Source organism: Providencia alcalifaciens (assembly GCF_020271745.1).
In the GTDB taxonomy this organism is placed as follows: Bacteria; Pseudomonadota; Gammaproteobacteria; order Enterobacterales; family Enterobacteriaceae; genus Providencia; species Providencia alcalifaciens_B.
Window position 1 is genome coordinate 2,966,783 of record NZ_CP084296.1, and the last position, 23,501, is coordinate 2,990,283.

22 protein-coding genes and 1 CRISPR repeat array are annotated in these 23,501 nt (G+C 43.2%); of the genes, 17 read left to right on the forward strand and 5 right to left on the reverse strand.

The features are described from left to right. Positions 1–175 precede the first annotated feature (175 nt). On the forward strand, positions 176–313 hold the full coding sequence (locus LDO51_RS13535) for a hypothetical protein (RefSeq protein ID WP_225574973.1): 138 nt from the start codon (positions 176–178) through the stop codon (positions 311–313). A gap of 76 nt (positions 314–389) precedes the next feature. Here the strand turns inward: LDO51_RS13535 and LDO51_RS13540 are convergent, their stop codons facing one another. The 3 genes from LDO51_RS13540 to flgA all read right to left on the reverse strand — a co-directional run bounded on the left by LDO51_RS13540 (position 390) and on the right by flgA (position 2,061). Next, on the reverse strand, positions 390–830 hold the full coding sequence (locus LDO51_RS13540; RefSeq protein ID WP_225574974.1) for a flagella synthesis protein FlgN: 441 nt from the start codon (positions 828–830) through the stop codon (positions 390–392). Between the two features lie 11 nt (positions 831–841). Further along, positions 842–1,144, reverse strand: a complete 303-nt coding sequence (gene flgM / locus LDO51_RS13545; RefSeq protein WP_225574975.1) for a flagellar biosynthesis anti-sigma factor FlgM — start codon at positions 1,142–1,144, stop codon at positions 842–844. 245 nt (positions 1,145–1,389) lie between these two features. Next, a complete protein-coding gene (flgA, locus tag LDO51_RS13550; RefSeq protein WP_225574976.1) occupies positions 1,390–2,061 on the reverse strand; it encodes a flagellar basal body P-ring formation chaperone FlgA in 672 nt (223 codons plus the stop codon). Positions 2,062–2,301: 240 nt separating this feature from the next. On the opposite strand from flgA, the gene flgB reads away from it, so the two are divergent. The 11 genes from flgB (at position 2,302) to flgL (ending at position 12,621) form a co-directional block, all read left to right on the forward strand. Then, positions 2,302–2,715, forward strand: a complete 414-nt coding sequence (gene flgB / locus LDO51_RS13555; RefSeq protein ID WP_225574977.1) for a flagellar basal body rod protein FlgB — start codon at positions 2,302–2,304, stop codon at positions 2,713–2,715. Between the two features lie 5 nt (positions 2,716–2,720). After that, positions 2,721–3,125: a flagellar basal body rod protein FlgC gene (gene flgC / locus LDO51_RS13560; RefSeq protein WP_225574978.1), complete on the forward strand. Its 405-nt coding sequence runs from the start codon at positions 2,721–2,723 to the stop codon at positions 3,123–3,125. A 12-nt stretch (positions 3,126–3,137) separates the two neighbouring features. Beyond that, complete coding sequence (locus LDO51_RS13565; RefSeq protein ID WP_225574979.1) at positions 3,138–3,995, forward strand: flagellar hook assembly protein FlgD; 858 nt, start codon at positions 3,138–3,140, stop codon at positions 3,993–3,995. Between the two features lie 45 nt (positions 3,996–4,040). Beyond that, entirely contained in the window at positions 4,041–5,309 is a 1,269-nt protein-coding gene (flgE, locus tag LDO51_RS13570) for a flagellar hook protein FlgE (RefSeq protein ID WP_225574980.1), read from the forward strand. Between the two features lie 15 nt (positions 5,310–5,324). After that, positions 5,325–6,080, forward strand: a complete 756-nt coding sequence (locus LDO51_RS13575; RefSeq protein WP_225574981.1) for a flagellar basal body rod protein FlgF — start codon at positions 5,325–5,327, stop codon at positions 6,078–6,080. A gap of 47 nt (positions 6,081–6,127) precedes the next feature. Continuing rightward, positions 6,128–6,910: a flagellar basal-body rod protein FlgG gene (flgG, locus tag LDO51_RS13580; RefSeq protein ID WP_225574982.1), complete on the forward strand. Its 783-nt coding sequence runs from the start codon at positions 6,128–6,130 to the stop codon at positions 6,908–6,910. 80 nt (positions 6,911–6,990) lie between these two features. Continuing rightward, a complete protein-coding gene (locus LDO51_RS13585) occupies positions 6,991–7,725 on the forward strand; it encodes a flagellar basal body L-ring protein FlgH (RefSeq protein ID WP_154628524.1) in 735 nt (244 codons plus the stop codon). A 35-nt stretch (positions 7,726–7,760) separates the two neighbouring features. After that, positions 7,761–8,876: a flagellar basal body P-ring protein FlgI gene (locus LDO51_RS13590; protein ID WP_225574983.1), complete on the forward strand. Its 1,116-nt coding sequence runs from the start codon at positions 7,761–7,763 to the stop codon at positions 8,874–8,876. Further along, a complete protein-coding gene (gene flgJ, locus LDO51_RS13595; protein ID WP_225574984.1) occupies positions 8,876–9,856 on the forward strand; it encodes a flagellar assembly peptidoglycan hydrolase FlgJ in 981 nt (326 codons plus the stop codon). The genes LDO51_RS13590 and flgJ overlap by 1 nt, the downstream gene beginning before the upstream one ends. A gap of 139 nt (positions 9,857–9,995) precedes the next feature. Beyond that, positions 9,996–11,636: a flagellar hook-associated protein FlgK gene (flgK, locus tag LDO51_RS13600; protein ID WP_225574985.1), complete on the forward strand. Its 1,641-nt coding sequence runs from the start codon at positions 9,996–9,998 to the stop codon at positions 11,634–11,636. A gap of 49 nt (positions 11,637–11,685) precedes the next feature. Beyond that, positions 11,686–12,621, forward strand: a complete 936-nt coding sequence (gene flgL / locus LDO51_RS13605; RefSeq protein WP_225574986.1) for a flagellar hook-associated protein FlgL — start codon at positions 11,686–11,688, stop codon at positions 12,619–12,621. On the opposite strand, the gene LDO51_RS19750 is transcribed toward flgL, so the two are convergent. Both LDO51_RS19750 and LDO51_RS13615 read right to left on the reverse strand, forming a co-directional pair. After that, positions 12,604–12,765 (reverse strand): hypothetical protein, encoded by a 162-nt coding sequence (locus LDO51_RS19750; RefSeq protein WP_225574987.1) that lies wholly within the window; start codon positions 12,763–12,765, stop codon positions 12,604–12,606. The two genes, flgL and LDO51_RS19750, sit on opposite strands and share 18 nt — an antisense overlap. 208 nt (positions 12,766–12,973) lie before the next feature. Next, positions 12,974–14,982: a CRISPR direct-repeat array (repeat unit 28 nt; unit sequence GTTCACTGCCGTACAGGCAGCTTAGAAA). 61 nt (positions 14,983–15,043) lie between these two features. Further along, positions 15,044–15,460, reverse strand: coding sequence for a helix-turn-helix domain-containing protein (locus LDO51_RS13615; protein WP_225574988.1), 417 nt, complete (start codon positions 15,458–15,460; stop codon positions 15,044–15,046). A gap of 296 nt (positions 15,461–15,756) precedes the next feature. Between LDO51_RS13615 and cas1f the strand changes: the two genes are divergently transcribed. Genes cas1f through csy3 form a run of 5 tightly spaced genes read left to right on the forward strand, consistent with a single transcriptional unit; the run spans position 15,757 to position 23,493 of the window. Then, on the forward strand, positions 15,757–16,734 hold the full coding sequence (cas1f, locus tag LDO51_RS13620) for a type I-F CRISPR-associated endonuclease Cas1f (RefSeq protein WP_225574989.1): 978 nt from the start codon (positions 15,757–15,759) through the stop codon (positions 16,732–16,734). Beyond that, the gene (gene cas3f, locus LDO51_RS13625; RefSeq protein ID WP_225574990.1) at positions 16,731–20,222 is read left to right on the forward strand and encodes a type I-F CRISPR-associated helicase Cas3f; all 3,492 of its coding nucleotides are present in this window, start codon (positions 16,731–16,733) and stop codon (positions 20,220–20,222) included. Before cas1f ends, cas3f begins: the two co-directional genes overlap by 4 nt. Before the next feature lie 27 nt (positions 20,223–20,249). Beyond that, positions 20,250–21,518 (forward strand): type I-F CRISPR-associated protein Csy1, encoded by a 1,269-nt coding sequence (gene csy1 / locus LDO51_RS13630; RefSeq protein ID WP_225574991.1) that lies wholly within the window; start codon positions 20,250–20,252, stop codon positions 21,516–21,518. Then, positions 21,515–22,471, forward strand: coding sequence for a type I-F CRISPR-associated protein Csy2 (gene csy2, locus LDO51_RS13635; protein WP_225574992.1), 957 nt, complete (start codon positions 21,515–21,517; stop codon positions 22,469–22,471). The genes csy1 and csy2 overlap by 4 nt, the downstream gene beginning before the upstream one ends. Then, on the forward strand, positions 22,471–23,493 hold the full coding sequence (gene csy3, locus LDO51_RS13640) for a type I-F CRISPR-associated protein Csy3 (protein ID WP_225574993.1): 1,023 nt from the start codon (positions 22,471–22,473) through the stop codon (positions 23,491–23,493). The genes csy2 and csy3 overlap by 1 nt, the downstream gene beginning before the upstream one ends. Positions 23,494–23,501: the final 8 nt, after the last annotated feature.

Below are 23,501 nucleotides of genomic sequence, written 5' to 3' on the forward strand. Positions count from 1 at the left end.
ACTCACTGCCTATTTTTCTCATGTCAGTTTTATACAAAAGAACAATCGGAGTCTTTACTGGTTTTAAACCAAACGGTGCGGACGGTATTAAGTCTCGCTAGCATGGATTAAAAGACCTTAGATATTAATCAGTAAAGTGTATTGATGTCTTATACATAATTATGGTGAAAATAACATGGCAGACACATTGAAGGAATTATTGGAATTTACTAAAGGACTAGAGAAAATCGGGGTAATAGATGGAGAGGGTGTGAAGCGTATTGAAGCTAGAATAAAAGCAAGAAAGGCGAAATCTAATCGACCAAAAGACTAAATTTAATCGACCAAAAGACTCTGATCATTTAACCAGATAAAAATAGAGGGTGAAGGAAACAGGTTGAGTCAGAAACCTAAATTGAAATTTTCTTTCCTAACACAGGGCGTTTAGATTCTAAGCCATCGGCACCGTAAGTTGACTGATTATTATGCTTTTTCACAAAATTTAGACGTTGTGCATTCAGCTCAATATGCAGTTGAAGCATTTGGTGATTACGATAATTCAAATCTTTTAGCTGAGTCGTCAGGTCTTTAATTGTATTCCAAGTGTGGCTGAGCGCTGGGTTACCTTCATAAGGTGCAACAATTTTTGCTTGCTCTTCCAGTTGTAAACGGTGGTTCTCGCCATGACTAATAGCGGCAACTAAAAAACGCTTTTGCTCCGTCGTTTCCTGAAATGGAGAAGGTGGCACACGATGGTAACCCAGTAATAACTCTTCATTCTTCATCACAATTTCCAGTGATTGCAAATGACCAAGCTGCTGTTCTAATAGGAGTAATAATTCGTCGTTCATAGTCGTTCAGTTTATTTCATAGAAAGCATGCATTCATGGGCGTCACGTAAAATGCCATCAGCGATTTTACCTGCATCCATGGTTAAGGTGCCGTCTTTGATGGCTTGTTTGATTTTTTCAACTTTAGCGACATCAATATCAGAAGCTTGAGGCTGAAGTAATTTCTTTTGTAACTCACTTGGCGCAAAAGTGCTTTCTTTAACGACTTCATTAGCGGAGACTTTTTTCTCACGAACTAACGCTGCGTTTTCTTGTGGATCGCGAGTGGTTACCTGAGTCAAGGCAGAGATTGCAGATGTTTGCTCAATAGCCATAGTATTTTTCCTGTTCCCGATATTTTTGATATAGAAGGTTATCGGCAGATATTAATGAACCTTTAATATTCGGTTAGATTTCAAATTACCAGTGAGGTAAGTAATTTCACTTAAATCACGATATAAATCATGATAATTAACTGCATATTTAACTACTTCAGACGAACTGCAAAATTATACCTGTAATTCGTTTCAAAAACAGAAAATTATCATGCTATAACTTGATGATTTAATTTTAAATTAAGCTAATTAAGCGCCACTTGAACACTGCCATTTTCTTGAGCTTCACCATTAACCACTTGCCCATTAATGAGTCGAACCCGAATATTCTCACCCATAGCGGCATTATTAATGGCTCGACCTTCATACTTAACGGAAAAGTTATTGCCAGTGGCAAATACATACACGGTTTGACCCGCCTTAATAGCCCAAGGGCGTCTAACCATCGAGCTAGTAAATGTCTGTCCTGCGGTAATATTGCGAAGGGCTAACGTACCACGCAGTGCCATCTTGTCGGTAGAAGCCCCTGATGGCAATTGGTGAATAAGCCCTTTTTTGGCGCCAATATCCACAAATTCAATGGTTTCTCCCCGCTGAATATTGCGAGTGGCAACATAATATTGCCCAGTGACATTCACCGTCAGCTGTAAGTACTGTTTTTTCTTATCGCACTGCACAGGAAGTGAAATATTCCCCATATTACGACCCCCACTTGGTAAGCTAATTTGCGGCTTATCACAATTTGGCCATTTATCAATTGGGGTTTTTATTTCAATTGATACGCTATTTTGTTTTCCATGAATTTTACGGAAATACTGGTCAATATCTTGTGGGAGAGAAGCTTGCACAGAAAAAGAAAATAGGTTTAATATACTGATAATTAAAATATATTTAGTTGAAAAAATAGTTTTTATCATCCCGTTTCCTTTTTCATCCCATACCTTTTCACCCTTTAAGTTTACCGACATCATCAATAATGAATGAGGCAAATAGGTCAATTATTTTGCCTTTATCTCGCCATTAGATTTTTTATCTGCCAGCTAATATGAGCATCGAATTTCTATATTCAAACTTTGCGTTTATAAAAACTGCAATTCAAAGATTCTTAATTTTCGTCTAAATCGATTAGGAATTAACTGAAATCCATTGAGGAAACCATGATTGATAAATTAGATGCCACCTTTGCTTTTTCGCAACGGGCTTTGTCTATAAGAGAAGCAAGACAGACTGTTTTGGCTTCTAACATCGCCAATGCGGATACCCCCGGTTATCAAGCGCGTGATATTGATTTTAATCGTCAATTACAACAAGCGATGAATAAAGGCGTGGTGAAAGGAAAGGGTATTTCACTGGCAGTGACAGCTAAAGGACATATTGAAGGCCATGATATGAAACCTGCTGCGCTGGATCTGAAATATCGCGTGCCTTATCAAACGTCAATGGATGGAAATACGGTTGATATGGATGTTGAACGCAGCCAATTTGCTGATAATACGTTGAAATATCAAGCCGATCTTACATTTATCAATAGCCAAGTCAAAAGTATGTTGGCCGTTCTACAACAAGGGTAAGGGTTATGGGTCTACTCAGTATTTTTGATATCTCCTCTTCTGCACTAACCGCGCAATCTCAGCGTTTAAACGTTAGTGCGAGTAACATGGCGAACGCAGAAAGTGTGGTGGGTCCTGATGGTGAACCGTACCGTGCGAAGCAAGTGGTTTTTCAAATGGCGCCACAAGGTCGCAACCAAGTCGGTGGCGTTCGTGTGAGTGAATTAATCGAAGATCCCGCTCCTCCGCGTATGGAATACAAGCCCGGTCATCCTCTCGCAGATGAAAAAGGCTATGTGAAGATGCCTAACGTCGATACGGTGGGTGAAATGATCAACACCATCTCCGCATCGCGTAGCTATCAAGCTAACTTAGAAGTCATGAATACCGCTAAAACATTGCTACAGAAAACCTTAATGCTAGGTCAGTAACGGAGACGCGCAATGGGAATTTCTGCCTCAATGAATGACTCTTTGGATAACTCGGTTGCAGGCCCCGAAGCCGCAGCGAGTAATATTCCAAAGAAAAGTCAAAGTGATGATATGCGTGACACATTCTTAACCATGATTGTCACACAAATGCAGAACCAAGACCCAACCAAGCCAATGGATAATGCGGATTTAACTGGGCAACTGGCGCAGATAGCCACGCTTGAGAGTATGAATAAACTCAGCGATAGCGTCACCGGAATTTCGCAACAAATTGGGTCTGGACAGTCATTACAGGCGACGCAACTCGTGGGCAAAGGGGTGCTTATCCCGCGCAATGAGATTGTGCTTGCGCCACTGAAAAAAGAGAGCAACGGCGAAAATAGCAATGTGGCTAAGCCGGCTAACCCGTTACCTGATGACGTGATTAGTGCGAATAGCCCATCTAACTTTGGGCTCAGTAATTTTGGCGCAACAGAAGGCGAGGAAGGCACTGAAGAGCCGCAAACCGATTACATTTCATCGCCATTTGGTTTCTTCCTACCGAAGATGGCCGATAGCGTTGAAATTACCATTCGAGACAAAAACCGCAGCGTAGTTCGCACCATCACTTATGACTCAGAAGTGAAACCCGATATTTACGATATGGCATGGGATGGTCGCGATAACAACGGCAATGTGGTTGCCGATCCGAAAGGTAAATATTTCTTTGATGTGAAAGCCGTCAGGATGGGGTCTGAAATTGAGGTCACCAAACTCGGTTATACCCGTGTCAATGGTGTCACACCTGGCTCAGACGCACCATTACTGGATGTTGGAATAGGGCAAAGCGTGCCACTAAGCAGCATCTTTAAAGTGTATCCCGCATCTTAATTTTATTCCCCAAACTTTTATTCCCCAAATATTCATGGAGAAAATATGTCTTTTTCACAAGCAGTCAGTGGCTTAAACGCAGCATCAGCGGGGCTAGACTCGATTGGTAACAATATTGCCAACTCCGCAACTAACGGTTTTAAAGGGGCGACAACCTCGTTTGCTGATATGTTTGCCGGCTCCGGTGTTGGGCTAGGTGTTAACGTTGCAGCCGTCACTCAAAACTTCAAAGATGGTCCAATTACCCGTACTGATAGAGCAACCGACGTTGCGATTTCCGGTAACGGTTTTTTCCGTGTTCAAGACCAAAACGGTGATGTTTATTACAGCCGTGACGGTCAATTCCTGCGTGATAAAAGCGGTAACTTAGTCAACAACCAAGGCATGGTAGTGACTGGGTATCCGGCAAGCGTGGATGATAAAGGTAACGTCACGGTACAAAGCGGCGGTGTTCCGGGTGGGATGAATATCCCAACGGATATGATGGACGCGAAACAATCTGATTTAGCTAAGTTAACCATTAACTTGAACTCAGAAGATAAAGTTAAAGCCAAAGCGTTTGATCCAAACAACCCAGATGATATTGCAACGTATAACTTCAGCACTACCATGACGGCCTATGATAGCCAAGGTAACACCCATGAAATTTCTGTCTATTTTGTGAAGAAAGACGATAACAAATGGGAAGTTCATGCCAAAGACGCGAGTGAAACCAAAGCTGAAAAATTGGGGGAGCTAGAATTTGACGGTAACGGTAAGTTAATGACTGAAAAAGTAGTAAAAGGTCCAAACCCAGGTGACCCAGACACTACGGTTCAACTCCCAACAACGTTTGCTTTCCCATTTAAAGGCTTAAATGGCGCGAATGATGGCACTTTGCAAGTTGATTTAGGCAAAACTCGCCAACAAAAAGTGAGTGAGTCTTCGGTCAGTGCTATCGATGTCAACGGCTACCCAGCGGGTGAATACACCACCTTTAAAATCGAAGATAACGGTCTGATTGTTGCTAACTACTCCAACCAACAAAAACGCGTCGTGGGTCAAATTGCGTTATCCGCATTTGCTAACCCGAACGGTTTAGTTTCCCAAGGTGGCAACGTCTGGGCCGCGTCTAACGCTTCTGGTAACCCAATGGATGGCGTTCCGGGTGTAGGTCAATTTGGTAAGTTGACCAGTGGTGCGCTGGAATCGTCCAACGTAGATATGAGCCAAGAACTGATCAGCATGATTGTGATGCAACGTAACTATCAGTCCAACGCCCAAACCATTAAGACCCAAGACCAGATGTTACAAACACTGGTTAACTTACGTTAATCCTAGAGGCTGGCGATGGATCATGTCATTTATACCGCAATGGGCGGGGCGCGTCATGCGCTTGAAAACCAAAGTATTGTTTCGAATAACATTGCGAACGTTTCAACAGCGGGCTTTAAAGCCCAACTGTCAGCGATGCGCGCGGTGCCTATTCACGGTGATACCGAGCAGACGCGTACGCTAGTTGTTGCATCAACACCTGGTGCGGATATGAGCCAAGGTCAACTGAATTATACCGGTAGGCCAATGGATGTTGCGTTGAATGATAAACACTTTTTGGCAGTCGCTTTAGGCGATGGCACTGAAGCGTATACCCGTAACGGTAACATTCAAATTTCGCCAGACGGTGAATTGATGATTGGTGAGCGTGTGTTGCAAGGGGATGGCGGCGCTATCAACGTGCCACCTAACGCGGAATTAACCATTGGTAACGATGGCACCATTACCGCGTTGCTGGCAACCGATCCGCCAACCATGTTGGGACAGATTGGTCGCCTCAAAGTGGTTGAAGCGCAGCCGCAAGACTTAGCCCGTGGCGAAGATGGATTATTCCACCTATCCCCTCAGGCGCAAGCAGCGAATGGCGAAGGATTACCGATGAGCGAGCGTGCTGTCGTGACTTCCGGAGTGATTGAGGGCAGTAACGTCAATGCCGCTGAAGCCATGGTCTCCATGATTGCCAATGCTCGCCATTTTGAAATGCAAATGAAAGTGATCCACAGCGCAGACGAAAATGCGCAGCGTGCCAATCAACTACTTACGATCAGCTAATCACTAACAGCTAGCCACTAGCCGGCAATTGTTAGTAAGGAATGACTATGATCCGCTCTTTATGGATTGCAAAAACAGGGCTTGATGCTCAACAAACGAACCTAGACGTGATTTCCAACAACTTGGCAAACGTCAGCACCAATGGTTTTAAACGCCAACGTGCGGTATTTGAAGATTTGCTGTACCAAAACATTCGCCAACCGGGTGCGATGAGTTCAGAACAAACCTCATTACCATCAGGTTTACAAATGGGTACAGGTGCGCGCCCAGTGGCGACAGTACGTATTCATAGCCAAGGTAACTTAAATAAAACTGGCACGACGACGGATATCGCCATCAAAGGGCAAGGCTTTTTACACGTTCAGATGCCAGATGGTACTGATGCTTACACCCGAGATGGTGCTTTGCAGCGTAACCAAGATGGTCAATTGGTCACATCGAGCGGTTATCAAGTTGTCCCTGCGATCATGATCCCTGAAAACGCCAACAGCTTAAGTGTTGCCCGTGATGGTATGGTTTCAGTCACCGTGTATGGGGACAACCAACCCCAGCAAATCGGTCAAATTACGTTAACCACCTTTATTAACGATGCTGGCTTAGAAAGCATGGGTGAAAACTTGTACATGGAAACAGCAAGTTCAGGTGCACCGAATGAGAGTGCACCAGGCACTAATGGTGCAGGGTTGCTGTATCAAGGCATGTTAGAAACCTCAAACGTTAACGTAGCAGAAGAGTTGGTGAATATGATCCAAACTCAACGTGCATACGAAATTAACAGCAAGGCAGTTTCTGCATCAGACCAAATGCTGCAACGTCTGACACAGCTGTAAGTAAGGATGGCAGTTCATGAATAAAGTCGTGAACTGCTTTTCGTGATGACAAAGGTATCCAGTAGCAAAAGAGTCGCATGATGATTGAAAACGGTATTGTTCCTAAGCGGAGAAAAACAGTGTTACAGACCACAAAATCCGTCTGTTTGGTTGCGGCAGTGGCGGTCACATTAAATGGCTGTGCACATATTAAGCCACGCCCGCTGGTGGACACTCAAACCAGTGCAGTACCGACTGCACCCACAGCACCTGCTCCTAATGGTGCCATTTTTCAAAGTGCTCAACCTGCTTACTACGGCTACCAGCCGCTATTTGAAGACAGAAGACCACGTAACGTTGGCGACATCTTAACGATCAACCTACAAGAAAACGTGAGTGCGAGTAAAAACTCGTCTGCAAATGCAAACCGTAGCGGAAAAACCGGATTCTTGGCAGCGATTCTGCCTGGGTTTATGCAAGGTTGGTTAGGCGGTAGCAACACAGAAATTGATGTGAAAGGAAACAGCGACTTTAACGGCAAAGGTGGCGCAAATGCCAACAATACCTTTAAAGGCACAATTACAGTGACCGTTGACCAGTTATTAGCAAATGGCAATTTGCATGTCGTGGGTGAAAAACGCATTGCGATTAATCAAGGAACGGAATCTATTCGTTTCTCCGGCGTGGTGAACCCGCGCACGATTGGCGCAGATAACAATGTAAGTTCCACGCAAGTGGCTGATGCTCGGATTGAATACGTTGGTGATGGCTATATCAACGAGTCCCAAACAATGGGGTGGTTACAGCGTTTCTTCTTAAATGTATCCCCTTACTAAGTGAATATCCGTCAGCTAATAGCCGAGAAAAATCAATGAAAAACAAATTATTCGTTCTCATTTCATTTGTTTGCCTTTTCGGGAGCCTATTTGTTGCTCCTGCCTACAGCGAACGAATTAAAGATCTCACCACGGTACAAGGGGTGAGAGATAACCCATTAATTGGTTATGGTTTAGTGGTCGGATTGGATGGAACGGGAGACCAAACCATGCAAACGCCATTTACCACTCAAAGCTTAAATAACATGCTGTCCCAAATGGGCATCACCGTTCCGCCAGGCACCAATATGCAGCTGAAAAACGTCGCAGCGGTTATGGTCACGGCGAAGATGCCACCATTTGGTCGCTCCGGTCAATCCGTGGATGTGGTTGTTTCCTCGATGGGTAACGCAAAAAGCTTACGTGGTGGTACCTTGCTGATGACTCCATTAAAAGGGGTTGATGGACAAATTTATGCGATGGCGCAAGGTAACGTATTAGTCGGTGGAGCAGGGGCTAGCGCGGGTGGAAGCAGTGTAAAAGTTAACCAGCTTAATGGTGGCCGTATTACCGATGGTGCAACGATTGAACGTGAACTGGCCAGTAGTTTTGGTCAAAGTGGCGCTATCAACCTGCAACTTAACGAAGACAGTTTTGCATTGGCACAAGACATTTCCGATGCGATTAACCGTCTGGGGGGAATGGGGTCTGCACGCGCATTAGATTCGCGAACTGTTCAATTACTTGTTCCTGCAAATAACACGGACCAAGTCCGCTTTTTATCGCAGGTTCAAGAACTGAATGTGCGCACGCCAATGACAGAAGCCAAAGTTATTCTGAATTCACGCACCGGTTCTGTTGTGATCAATCGCAGTGTCACCTTAGACAGTTGTGCGGTCGCACACGGTAGCTTAGCCGTTACGGTTGAGAGACAAACCCAAGTTAACCAACCGAATACGCCATTTGCTGGTGGACAAACGGTGGTCACTCGTAACACCAATATTGGCGTAAAAGAGCAAGGTGGGGCGCTACAGAAAGTGAATGCAAGCGTTCAGCTTAACCAAGTTATCCAAGCGCTCAATACGTTAGGGGCAACGCCAACAGATTTGATGTCTATTTTGCAAGCGATGGAAAGTGCGGGCTGCTTACGCGCGAAATTGGAGATCATCTAATGAGCGATATGCAGTTATTACAAGGGGCTGCGTATGATGTCCAGTCGTTAACCAGTTTAAAAGGCGAGTTAAACAAATCGCCGGAACAAGGGCTGCGTCAAGTGACGCAGCAACTGGAAGCGACATTTGTGGAAATGATGCTTAAAAGTATGCGCTCTGCATTACCGCAGGATGGCATGTTCTCCAGTGACCAAACGCGTATGATGACCAGTATGTATGACCAACAAATTGCCCAAGATCTTGCCCAAAAAGGGCTTGGTTTTGGGGAAATGATGTATCAGCAATTGACCCGAGACCAATCACCAAGCTCACCGGCACAAGGCGCATTTATGCCTCTCAATGAGCAGGACCTGCAATCGTTGCCACCGTTCGCATTAGAACAAATGGTTCGACGATTCGCCCCTGCCATGGGGGATGCACTGGCATCACCTTTTAAGCAAATCAAATCCTTATCGCTCTCTAGTAGCAATTTTATCAATCAATTGATTGAACCTGCTAAACATGCCAGTGAAAAAAGCGGTATTTCCCACTTCTTAATTTTGGCGCAAGCGGCATTAGAAAGTGGTTGGGGAAAACGAGAAATTCTGACTGCGGAAGGCAAAGCTAGCCATAACTTATTTGGTATTAAAGCGGGCAAAAATTGGCAAGGACCGGTCACGAATATTATGACCACGGAAGTGATCAACGGCAAAACTATCAAAATGCGCGATGATTTCCGTGTGTATGGCTCCTATGAAGAGGCAATATCCGACTATATCAGCTTGTTAACGGAGAATCCTCGCTATAAAGATGTTAAACACGCCGCAACCCCTGAAATTGCCGCACGTCGCCTCCATAAAGCGGGGTATGCGACCGACCCTGGATACTCAGACAAATTGATCACGTTAATTAACCAGATTCGTGGTTCGGGCAGTGTGGGGAATACCCCGGTATCACGGGCAATTCAAGCTTATAACATCGACTTAAACGATATCTTTTAAAGCGTCTCGATAAATCAAAGTTTGCGCTAAACATTTGCGCCAACTTTCCGATAAATGAATAAGTGAAAAATTTTGAGTGGCTAGCGCTGAGATTGAGTCAGCCAATCAACGCGCTCAGTCCCAAGAATAGGAAAAGCTTATGCTGAACAATGTAATGAATAATGCGCTCAGCGGTGTGAACGCTGCGCAAGGCGGGTTAAGTGTTATTTCTAACAACTTAGCGAACGCTGGCGTGGGTTACTATCACCGCCAAAGTGCTGTTTTCGGGGAGAATCCCGGTACGATGACACCTAATGGTTATTTTGGTAACGGCACCTATTTCAGCCATGTTCGCCGTGAGTTTGATGAATTTGTCAATGCACAATACAGCCAATCCCGCGCACGTAGCGGTGATTTCGAGGCGTATGTGAAAAACTGCAACAAAGTTGATGACCTGCTGACAAACGATATCGAAGACTTGTCTGGTAGCATTGGAAGCTTCTTTACTGCGCTGGATACAGCAAGCAGTGACGCGAGCGACAAAACGCTGCTTGACGTTTTCTTAGGGCAATCCAACGCGTTAGTTTCTCAATTCAAAGAAGCAGATAAGCAACTGCAAGAGATGGAACGTGATATCAACCGCCAAATTGAAAATCAGGTGAAAGATATCAACATCTACGCAGAAAAAATTGCGGGTTTAAACCAACAAATCGCGCGTGTACGCTCTGTCAGTGGTTCAGAACCTAATGATCTTCTGGATGTACGCGACCGCTTAGTGAATGAGGTTAACTCGTTGATTGGCGTTAAAGTTATCGAACAAAACGGCAACTATAACGTGACCTTTGCGAGTGGATTGCCGCTCGTCACTGGCGAAAAAGCTAACCGCTTAGAAGCGGTGCCATCCTCAAAAGATGACAGCCGTTTTAGCATTGGTTTTGTAGGCGCGAATGACCAAGTTCGTGAAATCCCTGATGAAGTTTTCAAAGGTGGTGAATTGAGCGGTATTTTGCGTTCACGTCAAGAAGTGCTCGATCCTGCTTATCAGCAAATCAATAAATTAGCGTTAGTTTTTGCGACTAAATTTAATGAAATTCACCAAAAAGGCTTTGATTCTAATGGCGAAACGGGCAAAGACTTTTTCGCGATTGGTAAAGGCTCTGTGGTTAGCAACACCTTCAATGCCGGTAAAACTGACTTTGATTTGAGTTACAGCGATGTATCGCAAGTCACTGGCAAAAACTATGAAATGCGTTTTGATGGCGGAAAATGGAATGTGACCCGTTTACCGGATGGTGTTGACGTTAAAGTGGATACGACCACTCCAGGTTCACTGAAATTTGAAGGTATTGAACTCAAAATCACGACCAATTCTCCTGCACAAGGAGATACTTTCGTCGTTAAACCGATGAATGGTGTGATCAACAGTATGTCAACGCTAGTGACGGATTCTTCGCAGTTTGCAAAAGCGGGCAGTAAAGATGGTGGCCCGGGTGACAACGAAAACATCAAAGAGTTAGTTAAGCTGCAAGATCAAAAACTGATTGATGGTGGCTCTACGTTCTCTGATTTCTACGCAACATTGGTCAATGATGTGGGAAGTCGTACTAAACAAGCGCAAATTGATTCTGAAACCCAGAATAAAATGACCGAAAGTTTCTATAGCCAAGAGCAAGAAATTTCGGGGGTTAACATGAATGAAGAGAGCATTCAAATGCAAAAAATCCAGCAATTCTTTAACGCGAATGCTCAGGTATTAAAGACGGTTGATGATTTATTCAATGCATTAATGCGTGTGTTCTAATCGGTTAAAAATACTGGGTTTTAATCAGAAATTAATAAGGATTTAAGCGATGCGTTTAAGTACTAATATGATTTTCCACCAACGCTTGCAGGACATGAATAACGCTCAATCTCGTTGGATGGAGGCAGGTAGCCAATTGGCTTCAGGGCAGCGTGTAAATAAGCCTTCAGATGACCCGCAGGCGTCATCTCAAGCGGTGCGTATAAACCAGTCTGAAAACCGTAACCAACAATATGTGACCAGCCGTGGTTTTGCGAAAACTGGCATGACATTGCAAATGAGTATCCTGACTCAAATGGCGGATGTCACGACACAAATTGATACCACCATTATTCAGGCCTCTAACCAAGGTGCCTTGAGTGATAAAGACCGCAATTCACTGGCTGAGCAACTGACTGGCCTGAAAGATCAATTGGTTGCACTGGGTAACACCACTGACGGTAATGGTCGCTATATTTTTGCGGGCTTTAAATCCGATAAGCCGCCATTTGAAATTGATGCAGACGGTGAAGTGCTATATCAGGGTGGTGATAAGCCAATCACTCAGAACGTCGCGAGTGAGCGTGAAATGACGACCTATTTCACTGGCGCACAAGTGTTTGAAACCGATGATGCGGGTATGGTCAATGTGTTTAAAGCATTGAACGAAGGCATCAAAGCGCTAGGCATTCCACAAGAAAATGCATCACAAGCGGATTTAGACAGAGCGCAAGCGGGTATGGACACGGCTAACCGTGGCATCAAAGCGGCATTGGATCAAATCTCCAATATTGAAGCGAAGCAAGGTTTACAGCTGCAAGAGATTGATAAACTTGATTTCTTAGCGGATACCCGTTCTATTCAGAATGCGGCACGTAAGAGTGAGTTATTAGAGACTAACTGGACGGCGACAACAACGGATTATTATAAAGAGAAGGCGATGTTCCAAGCTTCTCAAGATATTTTCAAAGATCTGAACAGCATGTCATTATTTGGCAGTCGTTAATTGATTTTTACCGCACCCTGTAGCAGTGGCATGTGTATTGGGTGCGGGTTTTCTTCCCAGTATTTTTGATGTGTCTTTCCAATTTTCCTTTCTGATTTTTCTCACACGATTTTTTAGTGTTTTAATGTTCATATTCCAATCCACATTTTCACCTTTCTCTTTCGAGATAACAGAGTTTATTTTTCTGTTGTTGGTTTATAGTATTTGTCACGATGAATTTGACCTTTGTTTTTTGCTCTTTAATAAATTGCTTAATAAACAATTTGTTACCCATTGCCTGAAAATAGAAGGTATTCTGGTGTATCTCACGCTAATTGGTTGTTGTGATTTGTTTTATCTCTGATAAGTTATAGTTCACTGCCGTACAGGCAGCTTAGAAAAATATGATAGCCGCAAACTTACCATCGAATTTGTTCACTGCCGTACAGGCAGCTTAGAAAACAATCACGGTGAGAAAAGAAGGTGAATTTTTGTTCACTGCCGTACAGGCAGCTTAGAAAATTTGGAAAAAAATCCGCAAAGTGGAATTTTAGTTCACTGCCGTACAGGCAGCTTAGAAATTCTTACCGCTTATTTCTTTTAGCCAAATAGCGTTCACTGCCGTACAGGCAGCTTAGAAATAGGTGATATTGAACACCATTGTATTTTATATGTTCACTGCCGTACAGGCAGCTTAGAAAACACTGGGAAAGTACGATATTCAGTAGTGTAGGTTCACTGCCGTACAGGCAGCTTAGAAAAAAAAACTCACTTGCTTTAGCAACGTAAGCTTGTTCACTGCCGTACAGGCAGCTTAGAAATCTGGCTTCGGTGTCGGTAAATTTGCGAGGTTGTTCACTGCCGTACAGGCAGCTTAGAAAACGTTGGCGGTTTAAATCACCAAAGTTGAAATGTTCACTGCCGTACAGGCAGCTTAGAAATTTTTCAGGGGTTAGTAGCAGACAGATAGAGAGTTCACTGCCGTACAGGCAGCTTAGAAATAAGCGGTATGGCGTTGCCGTCATGCCTACAAGTTCACTGCCGTACAGGCAGCTTAGAAAAGCGGAAGCTACCGCAGATGCTATCGGTGAAAGTTCACTGCCGTACAGGCAGCTTAGAAAGGCCAATTGCGCGTTGACTTGCGCCATCTTGTTGTTCACTGCCGTACAGGCAGCTTAGAAAACTAATATCTTAACTGCATACTCACGCTCGACGTTCACTGCCGTACAGGCAGCTTAGAAAATAGCAGGCAACAAGTTCACAATTGGTCATGAGTTCACTGCCGTACAGGCAGCTTAGAAAAACCTGGTCTGCGCTAGCTGCATAAAAATAGCGTTCACTGCCGTACAGGCAGCTTAGAAATATAACGCGCAATTTTTGCACTTTGCATGAGCGTTCACTGCCGTACAGGCAGCTTAGAAAAGATTGAACCCCGCCATGCGTATGACTTTCAAGTTCACTGCCGTACAGGCAGCTTAGAAAATTAGCTGGCGTAACTGTGGCTTACGGCTAAAGTTCACTGCCGTACAGGCAGCTTAGAAATATATGCGAGGCGGTGAATCGCTGCTGGGTAGGTTCACTGCCGTACAGGCAGCTTAGAAATCCAGCATAGCGTTATGGCGATTATTGGCGTTGTTCACTGCCGTACAGGCAGCTTAGAAAGTGGTAACGTCAAATTTAAATGAGCCGACACTGTTCACTGCCGTACAGGCAGCTTAGAAAGGAAGAGACAACAGTAAAATTAACTGCCGATGGTTCACTGCCGTACAGGCAGCTTAGAAAATGGGGACTCTTTCTCTCCTCAATCACACGTTGTTCACTGCCGTACAGGCAGCTTAGAAAATGTTATCCATGTAGATATAACTTTGCGTATCGTTCACTGCCGTACAGGCAGCTTAGAAAACACCGTATACACAGTGCTATGCACTACCACAGTTCACTGCCGTACAGGCAGCTTAGAAATAGAAGATTATTCTATAAAGCTATGTTAACTGGTTCACTGCCGTACAGGCAGCTTAGAAATCTATCATGGTTAGCGCTAATTCAGTTTTACCGTTCACTGCCGTACAGGCAGCTTAGAAATTCTCACCATCTCTATTGATTCCCATCCTCCCGTTCACTGCCGTACAGGCAGCTTAGAAATGTAGGTCGCATTGCAGTAGCTAACCTTTTTGGTTCACTGCCGTACAGGCAGCTTAGAAATAGTTGATACGTGTATAATCACGCGCCTGTTTGTTCACTGCCGTACAGGCAGCTTAGAAAATGTGTGGTGCAAAAACTGAAATAACCGATTTGTTCACTGCCGTACAGGCAGCTTAGAAAGTTGCAAAGTCTCCTATGACCTACCGGCAAATGTTCACTGCCGTACAGGCAGCTTAGAAAAATGAGTTTTTACGCAAAACCGCCAAGAATGTGTTCACTGCCATACTGGCAGCCTAGTTTTTTATTTAATAAACATTGAAATAGGAAGCTTAAATCGTTCTGCTAACTTTTTCATATGCTCAAGAGATAGGCTACGTTCGCCATTTAAAATTCGGCTAACATAAGAGCGTGAGCCTATTTCATCAGCAAAATCAGTTGTATTTAAACCATATTGGTCCATCAAAGTTCGTAATACAGCAATAGCACTATCACACTGTTTCAATTTGCGATTGAAATCGGCAAATTCAGAGGCATTTTCTTCATAATCTTCAATTTTAGTGCATAAGATCTCAACTAATGGATTGTCAGGGTCATGTTCAATCAAATACTCAACCAATTTAATTGCATCATCATAATCTTGTCGAGAATGGTTTCTACCTAGAATAGGGATAAGATGAATCAAATGATTAGCGGTCTGAATTGCTTCATTGAAAATCATATTTGTATTTTCCGATCATAATGAATGATATAGCCATGTGTATGTTTCCTGACTATCAACAATCTACCATTGCTCTTCAGCGTTGCCATTCTGGCAACTATAATTATTTTTATTAAACTATTAATCATGGTTTTTAAGGGAAGAACAACTCAGTCAAGTTTGTTCTTTAAGGTTTTGCGAAGCCTCTCGCAAATTGACTCTTCGATTTTTTTAAAGCTTGTATTGATATGAGAGACAGACTTAAATGGAATAAATGATTCAAAATATTTATTGATATAGGGAAAGGCTAAGTCGATATGGATGATTTTTCACCGTCAGATTTGAAAACCATTTTGCATTCAAAACGTGCCAATATGTACTACTTAGAGCATTGCCGAGTGATGCAAAAAGACGGTCGAGTGCTTTATTTCACGGAAGCGAAAAACGAAAATCTCTACTTTAATATCCCGATCGCCAATACCACTGTTTTACTGTTAGGTACAGGCACATCTGTGACTCAAGCTGCAATGAGAATGCTATCTCAAGCGGGGGTATTGGTCGGATTTTGTGGCGGGGGTGGAACGCCTCTGTATATGGCAACCGAAGTAGAATGGTTTACCCCTCAAAGTGAATATCGCCCAACAGAGTATCTACAGGGTTGGCTAAGTTTCTGGTTTGATGATGCAAAAAGATTGTCTGTTGCGAAAAAACTGCAAAAAGCGCGAATCCAATACTTACAGTCGGTGTGGGAAGGCTCAAGGGAACTGAAAAACGAAGGTTTTGTTTATCAGCAAGATGTTATTCAGTCAGCGTTAAAAACATTTCATTTGCGAACAGAGTCCGCTGAAAACTCACAAGAATTATTATTAACTGAAGCCCAATTAACAAAAGCCCTTTATAAATACGCTGCAAATAATACCGAACATAAAAAATTTTCCCGCCAACATCAATCGTTAGATAAAACCAACGCTTTTTTAAATCACGGTAATTACTTGGCATATGGATTAGCCGCTAGTTGCTTATGGGTGTTAGGCATCCCTCATGGTTTCGCTGTGATGCATGGGAAAACCCGTCGCGGAGCTTTAGTGTTCGATATTGCAGATCTAATTAAAGATGCAATTGTACTGCCATGGGCATTTATCTGCGGAAAAGAGGATGCAACTGAACAAGAGTTCCGTCAGCAAATCTTGCAGTCTTTTGTGGATCATCACGCCTTAGATTTTATGTTTGATACTGTGAAAGCGCTTGCGCTTCAGGCAGCGGTTGAGCCACAACAAGAGGAATCGAAGTCATGATGGTGACGTTTGTTTCTCAATGTGAAAAACACGCCTTGAAAAGAACAAGGCGCGTATTAGATGCCTTTGCTAACCGAATTGGCGATAACACTTGGCAAACGTTAATAACCCAAGAGGGGTTATTAACAGTTCAAAAAATGTTACGTAAAAGCGCTAGCCGTAATACTGCTGTCAGTTGCCACTGGATCCGCTCTCGTTCTCGCAGCCAATTACTTTGGGTGGTGGGTAAAAAAAGTAAATTTAATGAGCAAGGTTATGTTCCCGTCAATCGAACCGAAAAATCGCTATTAGGGAGTGAGCTGGAAAATAACTGGAAATACTTACCATTAATTAATGCTTTTACCCGTTTAGCGGCGTTATTGCATGACTGGGGGAAAGCATCTTTATTGTTCCAAGAAAAACTGGCACCGAATTCAAAAAATAGATTTAAAGGAGACCCGCTTCGGCACGAGTGGATTTCATCACTATTATTTAGTGCGCTAGTAAAAAGCAGCCTTGCAACTAAAGATGATGAGAGCTGGATAGATACACTAGTTAATGGCTCCTGGGATGAACAACAGTTACAAGAATGGGTGAAAGATAATAATACTTTCAGTAAGCCACTGAGTGACCTCCCTGATGCGGCATCATTATTAGTTTGGTTAATTGTTTCTCATCATAGACTGCCATTTTATGAAGTTAAAAATGAATGGGCAGATAAAGCACGAGATACCTTACCTGAATTACTTAAAACAATCAGCCAGCAATGGGGATATCAAAATTGTTATGATGAGAATGAATATCAGCGCAGAGTTAGCCAGTGTTTTGAATTCCCTCAAGGTTTATTAAGTCAGTCGCAGGTATGGTTGCAAGCGGTTAGCCGAGCCGCTGAGCATCTTAAGCACCAGTTACCACTTTTCAAAGAAGCCATGGAAAATGGTTGCTGGCGGCTCGTCGCTCAGCATGCACGTCTTTGTTTAATGCTTGGGGATCATAATTATTCTTCGAAAGATGCCGACCCAACATGGCAATCAGATATTGCGCTTTACGCCAATACGCAGCGTGTCAATGAAACAGTTCAATATAAACAAAAGCTCGATGAACATTTAGTTAACGTCGCCAATATTGCAGCGAATGTATCTGAATATCTGCCTTTTTTCGAATCAGAACCACCAATGGCGAATGATATTCCTGAGCTAAAACATCATAAAAATGCGACTGGGAAATTCAGTTGGCAGGAAGATGTGGTTAACACCATCTATCAATATCGTGATGATCAGGAGGACAAAACCCAAGGTTATTTTATCGTTAATATTGCGAGCACAGGCTGTGGTAAAACGACCGCGAACGCAAAAATTATGCAGGCATTATCGGAAGATAAGCAAAGCATGCGGTTTATTCTTGCGTTAGGGCTTCGAACATTGACCCTACAAACAGGGGATGAATATCGCGAGCGTTTGGGGATTGATGAAGAAAATCTCGCAGTTTTGATAGGTTCAAAAGCCGTTTTAGCGCTGCACCAAGAAGAAAAAGATCAAGAAAAGGAAAGAGAAAAAGCGCTTGAAAGAGAGCTTCAATTAGCGGAGTTCGGGTCTGAATCACAAGAGAGTTTATTTGGTGGTGAAGAGCTGGAACTGAACTGGTCCGAAGAAAGTTGGCAGGGCAGTTTGCCTGAAGAGGAGCTTTCCACAGTTTTAACGCGACCAAAAGACAGGGCGTTGCTGTATGCGCCTATTTTAGCCTGTACGATTGACCATATCATGGGGGCGACAGAAACCATTCGCGGTGGTCGCTATATCCTGCCTTACTTGCGCTTAATGTCATCAGACTTAGTGATTGATGAAATCGATGATTTTACTGGTGATGATTCCATTACGATTGGCCGTTTAATTTACCTAGCGGGCATATTAGGGCGCAAGGTGATGATCTCATCGGCAACCATCCCACCAACACTCGCCCTATTTTATTTTAAAGCGTATCAACAAGGCTGGCGTATTCATGCACTTAGCCATCAAAAATCATTACAGATAGGCTGTGTATGGGTGGATGAGGGGGAGTATGATCCTAAAAAGGATAAGTGTATTCGTTCATGCCAAATATCGACGATTAATACGGAAGAGACTGAGCAAACTTTTGAGCAGTATAAGCACGACCATAATGAATTTATTGTTAGGCGCATTAAAACGTTGCAGTCATTGGTTGTCCGTAGAAAAGCCTTTATTGTGCCGATGCAAAAAGTGCAGGGTAGTGGCCAACAAACTCAATATTTCGAATATATTCAGCAAGCTATTCTTGGTTTACATCAAACCCACTCATGCGTTGATGCACACACTAATTTGAATGTTTCATTCGGGGTTGTGCGTGTCGCTAATATTCCAGTCTGTGTCGCTTTAACGCACTATTTATTATCCTGTGAATGGCCTGAAGATGTTGAAATTCGCGCTATGGCTTATCACAGTCAGCAAGTTTTATTGCTGCGCCATGAGCAAGAGAAACACCTTGATGCGGTGTTAAAACGCAAAGAAAAACCGGGCGAACCGCCAGAAGCGTTTCAAAACCCAGTTATTCGACAGCATTTGGACCACATTCATCAACAAGGTAAAGCCAAACATGTGATTTTTATTTTGGTGGCGACGCCAGTTGAAGAGGTTGGGCGAGACCATGATTTTGATTGGGCTGTCGTTGAGCCGTCATCTTACCGGTCAATAATCCAAATGGCAGGGCGCGTTCGCCGTCATCGTGAGGGGGCAATTGAAAGTCCAAATATGGCCTTGCTGCAATATAACTGGAAAGGATTTACCGAAGATGAAAATGACAAACACAAGATAACGGATGTTTTCTCTCGCCCTGGCTATGAGAATAAAGAGCTAAATCTTCATTTATCCACGCATGATTTATGTGAACTTGTTGATGAACAGCAACTTTTAAAATCTGTTGATGCAATCCCGCGAATTCAGCACATGGCAGACTGGAAAAGCCAGCAAAAAACAGATTTAGCCTGTTTAGAGCATGCAGCGATAGAGCGATTGATGGGGGCAGCGACGGATACTCAACCGAAGTTGAGAGTCCGTTCTCGGATTCCGGTTAAAACCTCATCAAGCTCGCTCAATGAACCGACCAAACTGTGGGGATTTACTTTAGGTACATGGTGGATGACCGCACTTCCTCAGCAATTTGCCGAATTTAGAAAGAGTCAGCCTTCAATTCGATTATCGCTGATTCTGTCAGATAAAAATAAACTGAATTTCTGTGAATACGATAAAGACAACGGCTGGGTAATTAAAACACCTGAATATGGTATTCATTTTCAGCCAATAGAAGGTGCATTAAAGCAAAGATTATGGCTAGTGCGAGATTATCACCAATCACTGGAAAACCGTGAAAGTGAGCTGGAGACCGCGGAAAAGCTTTCTAAACGTTACGGTGAGATTAGCTTTATATATCGTGAAAACACCATGTATTACTACGATGACCAAATGGGGATAAGTACCTCTAAGGTTTCGAAATAGATATTTAAGTCACAAGGACCATTCAATATGTTAGATCCAGCAATAGACGCCTTTTTTGCGGAGCGTAAAGAGGGTTGGCTTAAAAAGAATGTAAAAGCATCTATGAGTGAAAGTGAGTTACAGCAATTACAGCAAGAGTGTGATGCCGTATTTGCATTATCACAGTGGCTGCCCAATGCTGCTAAACGAGCTGGGCAGATATCGTTGTCGACTCATCCCTGCACTTTTAGCCATCCAAGTTCGAGAAAGAATAAGAATGGCTATGTGACGGCGACATTAGCGGAAACAGAACATAGTAATGATGGCTTTTTGAGATCGGGTAATGTGGCGGTTGAAACCGATGCATTAGGTAATGCGGCAGCATTAGATGTATATAAGTTTTTAACCCTTACACTGCAAGATAACAAAACGTTACTGGCACATATTCAAGATGAAACTGACCTAGCTAAATCTGTTTTAGCGCAAGGCGATGAATCATATCAAGTGCTGAGGGATGGATTCTTAGAAATGGCTTCGACGGATGACTCCATCATCACAAGTTCGAAAATAAAACAAGTCTATTTCCCAGTTTGGCAAGAAGACACTGAATATCATTTGCTTTCACCATTAACCCCGTCAGGATTGGTATTTGAGCTTCGCCAGCGCATAGATGCCATTCGTTTTTCTGAACAAACCAAAACATTGCGAGATTTAAAACGAAAAGGGGAATATAGCGAAGTCGGTTATAAAGAAATTTATAACATAACGACGATTGGTTACGGGGGCACTAAGCCTCAGAATGTCTCCGTTCTAAACACGCAGAATGCCGGAAAAGCACATTTATTATCGTCGCTACCCCCTCAAATTATTCAACGAAAATTGCGCTTACCAACCAGCAATTTCTTCTCTGACACATTAAATCCATGGCAAGCAAAAGAGACTCTAGAGGCATTTCATGGGCTGATTTCATTACCAAAAGCGCAGCGAAATAGTCGGTTTATTGAGTATAGAGATAGGCGTATTCAAGAGTATATGGACTATATCATGTTGGTAATGTGGGAAGTTCGTCGTGAACTTGAACAGGTTGATGCTAGGTTGCCCGCTAGTTTACCAAAAGAGCAGCAAATATGGCTATTTCCTAATCCGCAGGAGAGGGATAATTCTGATGAGTGGATATCAGTGATCGTCACTTCGATAGTTAAAAGTTTCATGCTGCATTACAAGAAAGTGCTTGGTAAAAAAGCCATTAGTTTAGGGAATGAGGAATTTGCCGCTATCGCGGAATTGGTTATGACAAATAAGGAGCTTTTGCGATGAGTTCAACTTACATTCTTAAGCTACCCCACTTAAAAATTCATAATGCAAATGCGCTATCCAGCCCTTATACCATTGGTTTTCCAGCGATGACGGCATGGTTAGGCTTTATGCATGCCTTAGAACGTAAACTTCGTGAAGATGGAACACTAAATATTGTGTTGGATTCGGTGGCAGTAATTAGCCATGACTGTAATTTGCAAACGTATCGTGGAGCCAATGACTATGTGAGCTCCATCATTGGTACTGCGAATCCACTCAATAATGATGGTAGCCGTTCAGCATTTATCGAAGAAGCACGCTGCCATCTCGATGTTTCACTATTAATCCAGTATGTCATTAAGAATGATGAATTAGAGCCACTGTCTGAATATTCACCTATTTTAGAAACTATTCATAATCAAGTCATGACAATGAAACTCGCTGGGGGTGACATTCTTTCTTTGGGTAAACCTACAGTTCATATTATTCCAGAAGTCGATGAGAATGGGCTATCCCGACGTCAACTACTCAATAGTGTGATGCCGGGTTATGCTTTGATTGAGCGTCGAGACTTAATGATATCAGCGATGGAAGAGGGGCAAGATGCGATGGATGCCTTGCTCGATTATGTGGTAGTAGAAAATCATTGTGTTGAAAAAATATCCGAGGATGACAGTGAGCGTGAGAAAAAAGCGCAGTTTGAGTGGCGTTCTCAACGAAAAACATCCGGTTGGATTGTGCCTATCGCGACAGGTTATCAAGGTATTTCGCCGTTAGGGCAGGCTAAAAACCAACGAGACCCAGATACACCCCACCGTTTTTCTGAAAGTGTCGTGACGCTCGGGGAGTTCATTCTGGCTAACCGAATTAACGATATTTATGAAATTTTATGGGGATTTGATTTTATTGAATCCCAAAACCTTTATCTATGCCAACAACTGGTATCAAATTTTTTATCTGCGGAGAGTAAATAATGGCGAAGAATAATGATGTTGCATCAGTTTTAGCATTTGAGAAAAAATTGGTTCCATCGGATGGTTATTTCTATGGCACTTGCTGGGATAATAAATCGCAATTTACGCCATTATCATTACAAGAAAAGTCGGTGAGAGGTACGATTTCAAACCGTCTTAAAGGTGCGGTAAAGAGTGATCCTTTGAAGCTTAATTCAGAGGTGGAAAAAGCCAACCTACAAACTGTAGATGCCTGTGCACTGGGTACCAATGAAGACACATTGATGCACCAATTTACCTTAAAAGTCCTAGGTGGCGTTGAAACCCCATCGGCTTGTAATAATGCGTTATTCAAACAAAGCTATGAGCAAGCAGCCAAAGCCTATATTGAAAAAGAAGGCTTCCGAGAATTAGGTCACCGTTATGCGCAAAATATTGCGAATGGGCGTTTTTTATGGCGCAACCGTGTTGGCGCGGAACAAATTGAAGTGGTGGTTAAAGTGCTAAATCAAGGCCAGCAAGCTGAGTGGGTGTTTGATGCCACGCAGTACAGTATTCATCAGTTTGATGCCAAAGATGAAAAACTCACTCAGTTAGGTGAAAAAATTGCGGCTGCACTGGCGACGCCTCAAGGTGCTTTACTGCTTGAAATCACAACTTATGCTCAATTAGGTAAAGCACAGGAAGTGTATCCAAGTGAAGAGTTGGTGATGGATAAAGGCAAAGGTGAAAAAAGCAAAATTCTATACCATGTCAACGGGCATGCTGCGATGCACTCGCAAAAAGTAGGCAATGCGCTCCGTTCTATTGATACTTGGTATCCTGCTTATGGCACTGAAAATGGAGCCGGCGCAATTGCGATTGAGCCATACGGCGCTGTCACTAACTTAGGTACTGCCTATCGCACACCAAAAGAGAACCAAGATTTTTATACTCATTTTGATAAATGGGCGCGCGGTGAAAGCTTGGCACGAATTGAAGATGAGCATTATGTGATGGCAGTGTTGGTTCGAGGCGGTGTATTTGGTGAAAGCGATAAATAAGGTGGGCT

What these genes read in the sequence shown, in the direction of transcription:
- LDO51_RS13535 (WP_225574973.1), top strand. Translation starts at nt 176, where the DNA reads ATGGCAGACACATTGAAGGAATTATTGGAATTTACTAAAGGACTAGAG.
- LDO51_RS13540 (WP_225574974.1), bottom strand. Translation starts at nt 830, where the DNA reads ATGAACGACGAATTATTACTCCTATTAGAACAGCAGCTTGGTCATTTG.
- flgM (WP_225574975.1), bottom strand. Translation starts at nt 1,144, where the DNA reads ATGGCTATTGAGCAAACATCTGCAATCTCTGCCTTGACTCAGGTAACC.
- flgA (WP_225574976.1), bottom strand. Translation starts at nt 2,061, where the DNA reads ATGATAAAAACTATTTTTTCAACTAAATATATTTTAATTATCAGTATA.
- flgB (WP_225574977.1), top strand. Translation starts at nt 2,302, where the DNA reads ATGATTGATAAATTAGATGCCACCTTTGCTTTTTCGCAACGGGCTTTG.
- flgC (WP_225574978.1), top strand. Translation starts at nt 2,721, where the DNA reads ATGGGTCTACTCAGTATTTTTGATATCTCCTCTTCTGCACTAACCGCG.
- LDO51_RS13565 (WP_225574979.1), top strand. Translation starts at nt 3,138, where the DNA reads ATGGGAATTTCTGCCTCAATGAATGACTCTTTGGATAACTCGGTTGCA.
- flgE (WP_225574980.1), top strand. Translation starts at nt 4,041, where the DNA reads ATGTCTTTTTCACAAGCAGTCAGTGGCTTAAACGCAGCATCAGCGGGG.
- LDO51_RS13575 (WP_225574981.1), top strand. Translation starts at nt 5,325, where the DNA reads ATGGATCATGTCATTTATACCGCAATGGGCGGGGCGCGTCATGCGCTT.
- flgG (WP_225574982.1), top strand. Translation starts at nt 6,128, where the DNA reads ATGATCCGCTCTTTATGGATTGCAAAAACAGGGCTTGATGCTCAACAA.
- LDO51_RS13585 (WP_154628524.1), top strand. Translation starts at nt 6,991, where the DNA reads ATGATTGAAAACGGTATTGTTCCTAAGCGGAGAAAAACAGTGTTACAG.
- LDO51_RS13590 (WP_225574983.1), top strand. Translation starts at nt 7,761, where the DNA reads ATGAAAAACAAATTATTCGTTCTCATTTCATTTGTTTGCCTTTTCGGG.
- flgJ (WP_225574984.1), top strand. Translation starts at nt 8,876, where the DNA reads ATGAGCGATATGCAGTTATTACAAGGGGCTGCGTATGATGTCCAGTCG.
- flgK (WP_225574985.1), top strand. Translation starts at nt 9,996, where the DNA reads ATGCTGAACAATGTAATGAATAATGCGCTCAGCGGTGTGAACGCTGCG.
- flgL (WP_225574986.1), top strand. Translation starts at nt 11,686, where the DNA reads ATGCGTTTAAGTACTAATATGATTTTCCACCAACGCTTGCAGGACATG.
- LDO51_RS13615 (WP_225574988.1), bottom strand. Translation starts at nt 15,460, where the DNA reads ATGATTTTCAATGAAGCAATTCAGACCGCTAATCATTTGATTCATCTT.
- cas1f (WP_225574989.1), top strand. Translation starts at nt 15,757, where the DNA reads ATGGATGATTTTTCACCGTCAGATTTGAAAACCATTTTGCATTCAAAA.
- cas3f (WP_225574990.1), top strand. Translation starts at nt 16,731, where the DNA reads ATGATGGTGACGTTTGTTTCTCAATGTGAAAAACACGCCTTGAAAAGA.
- csy1 (WP_225574991.1), top strand. Translation starts at nt 20,250, where the DNA reads ATGTTAGATCCAGCAATAGACGCCTTTTTTGCGGAGCGTAAAGAGGGT.
- csy2 (WP_225574992.1), top strand. Translation starts at nt 21,515, where the DNA reads ATGAGTTCAACTTACATTCTTAAGCTACCCCACTTAAAAATTCATAAT.
- csy3 (WP_225574993.1), top strand. Translation starts at nt 22,471, where the DNA reads ATGGCGAAGAATAATGATGTTGCATCAGTTTTAGCATTTGAGAAAAAA.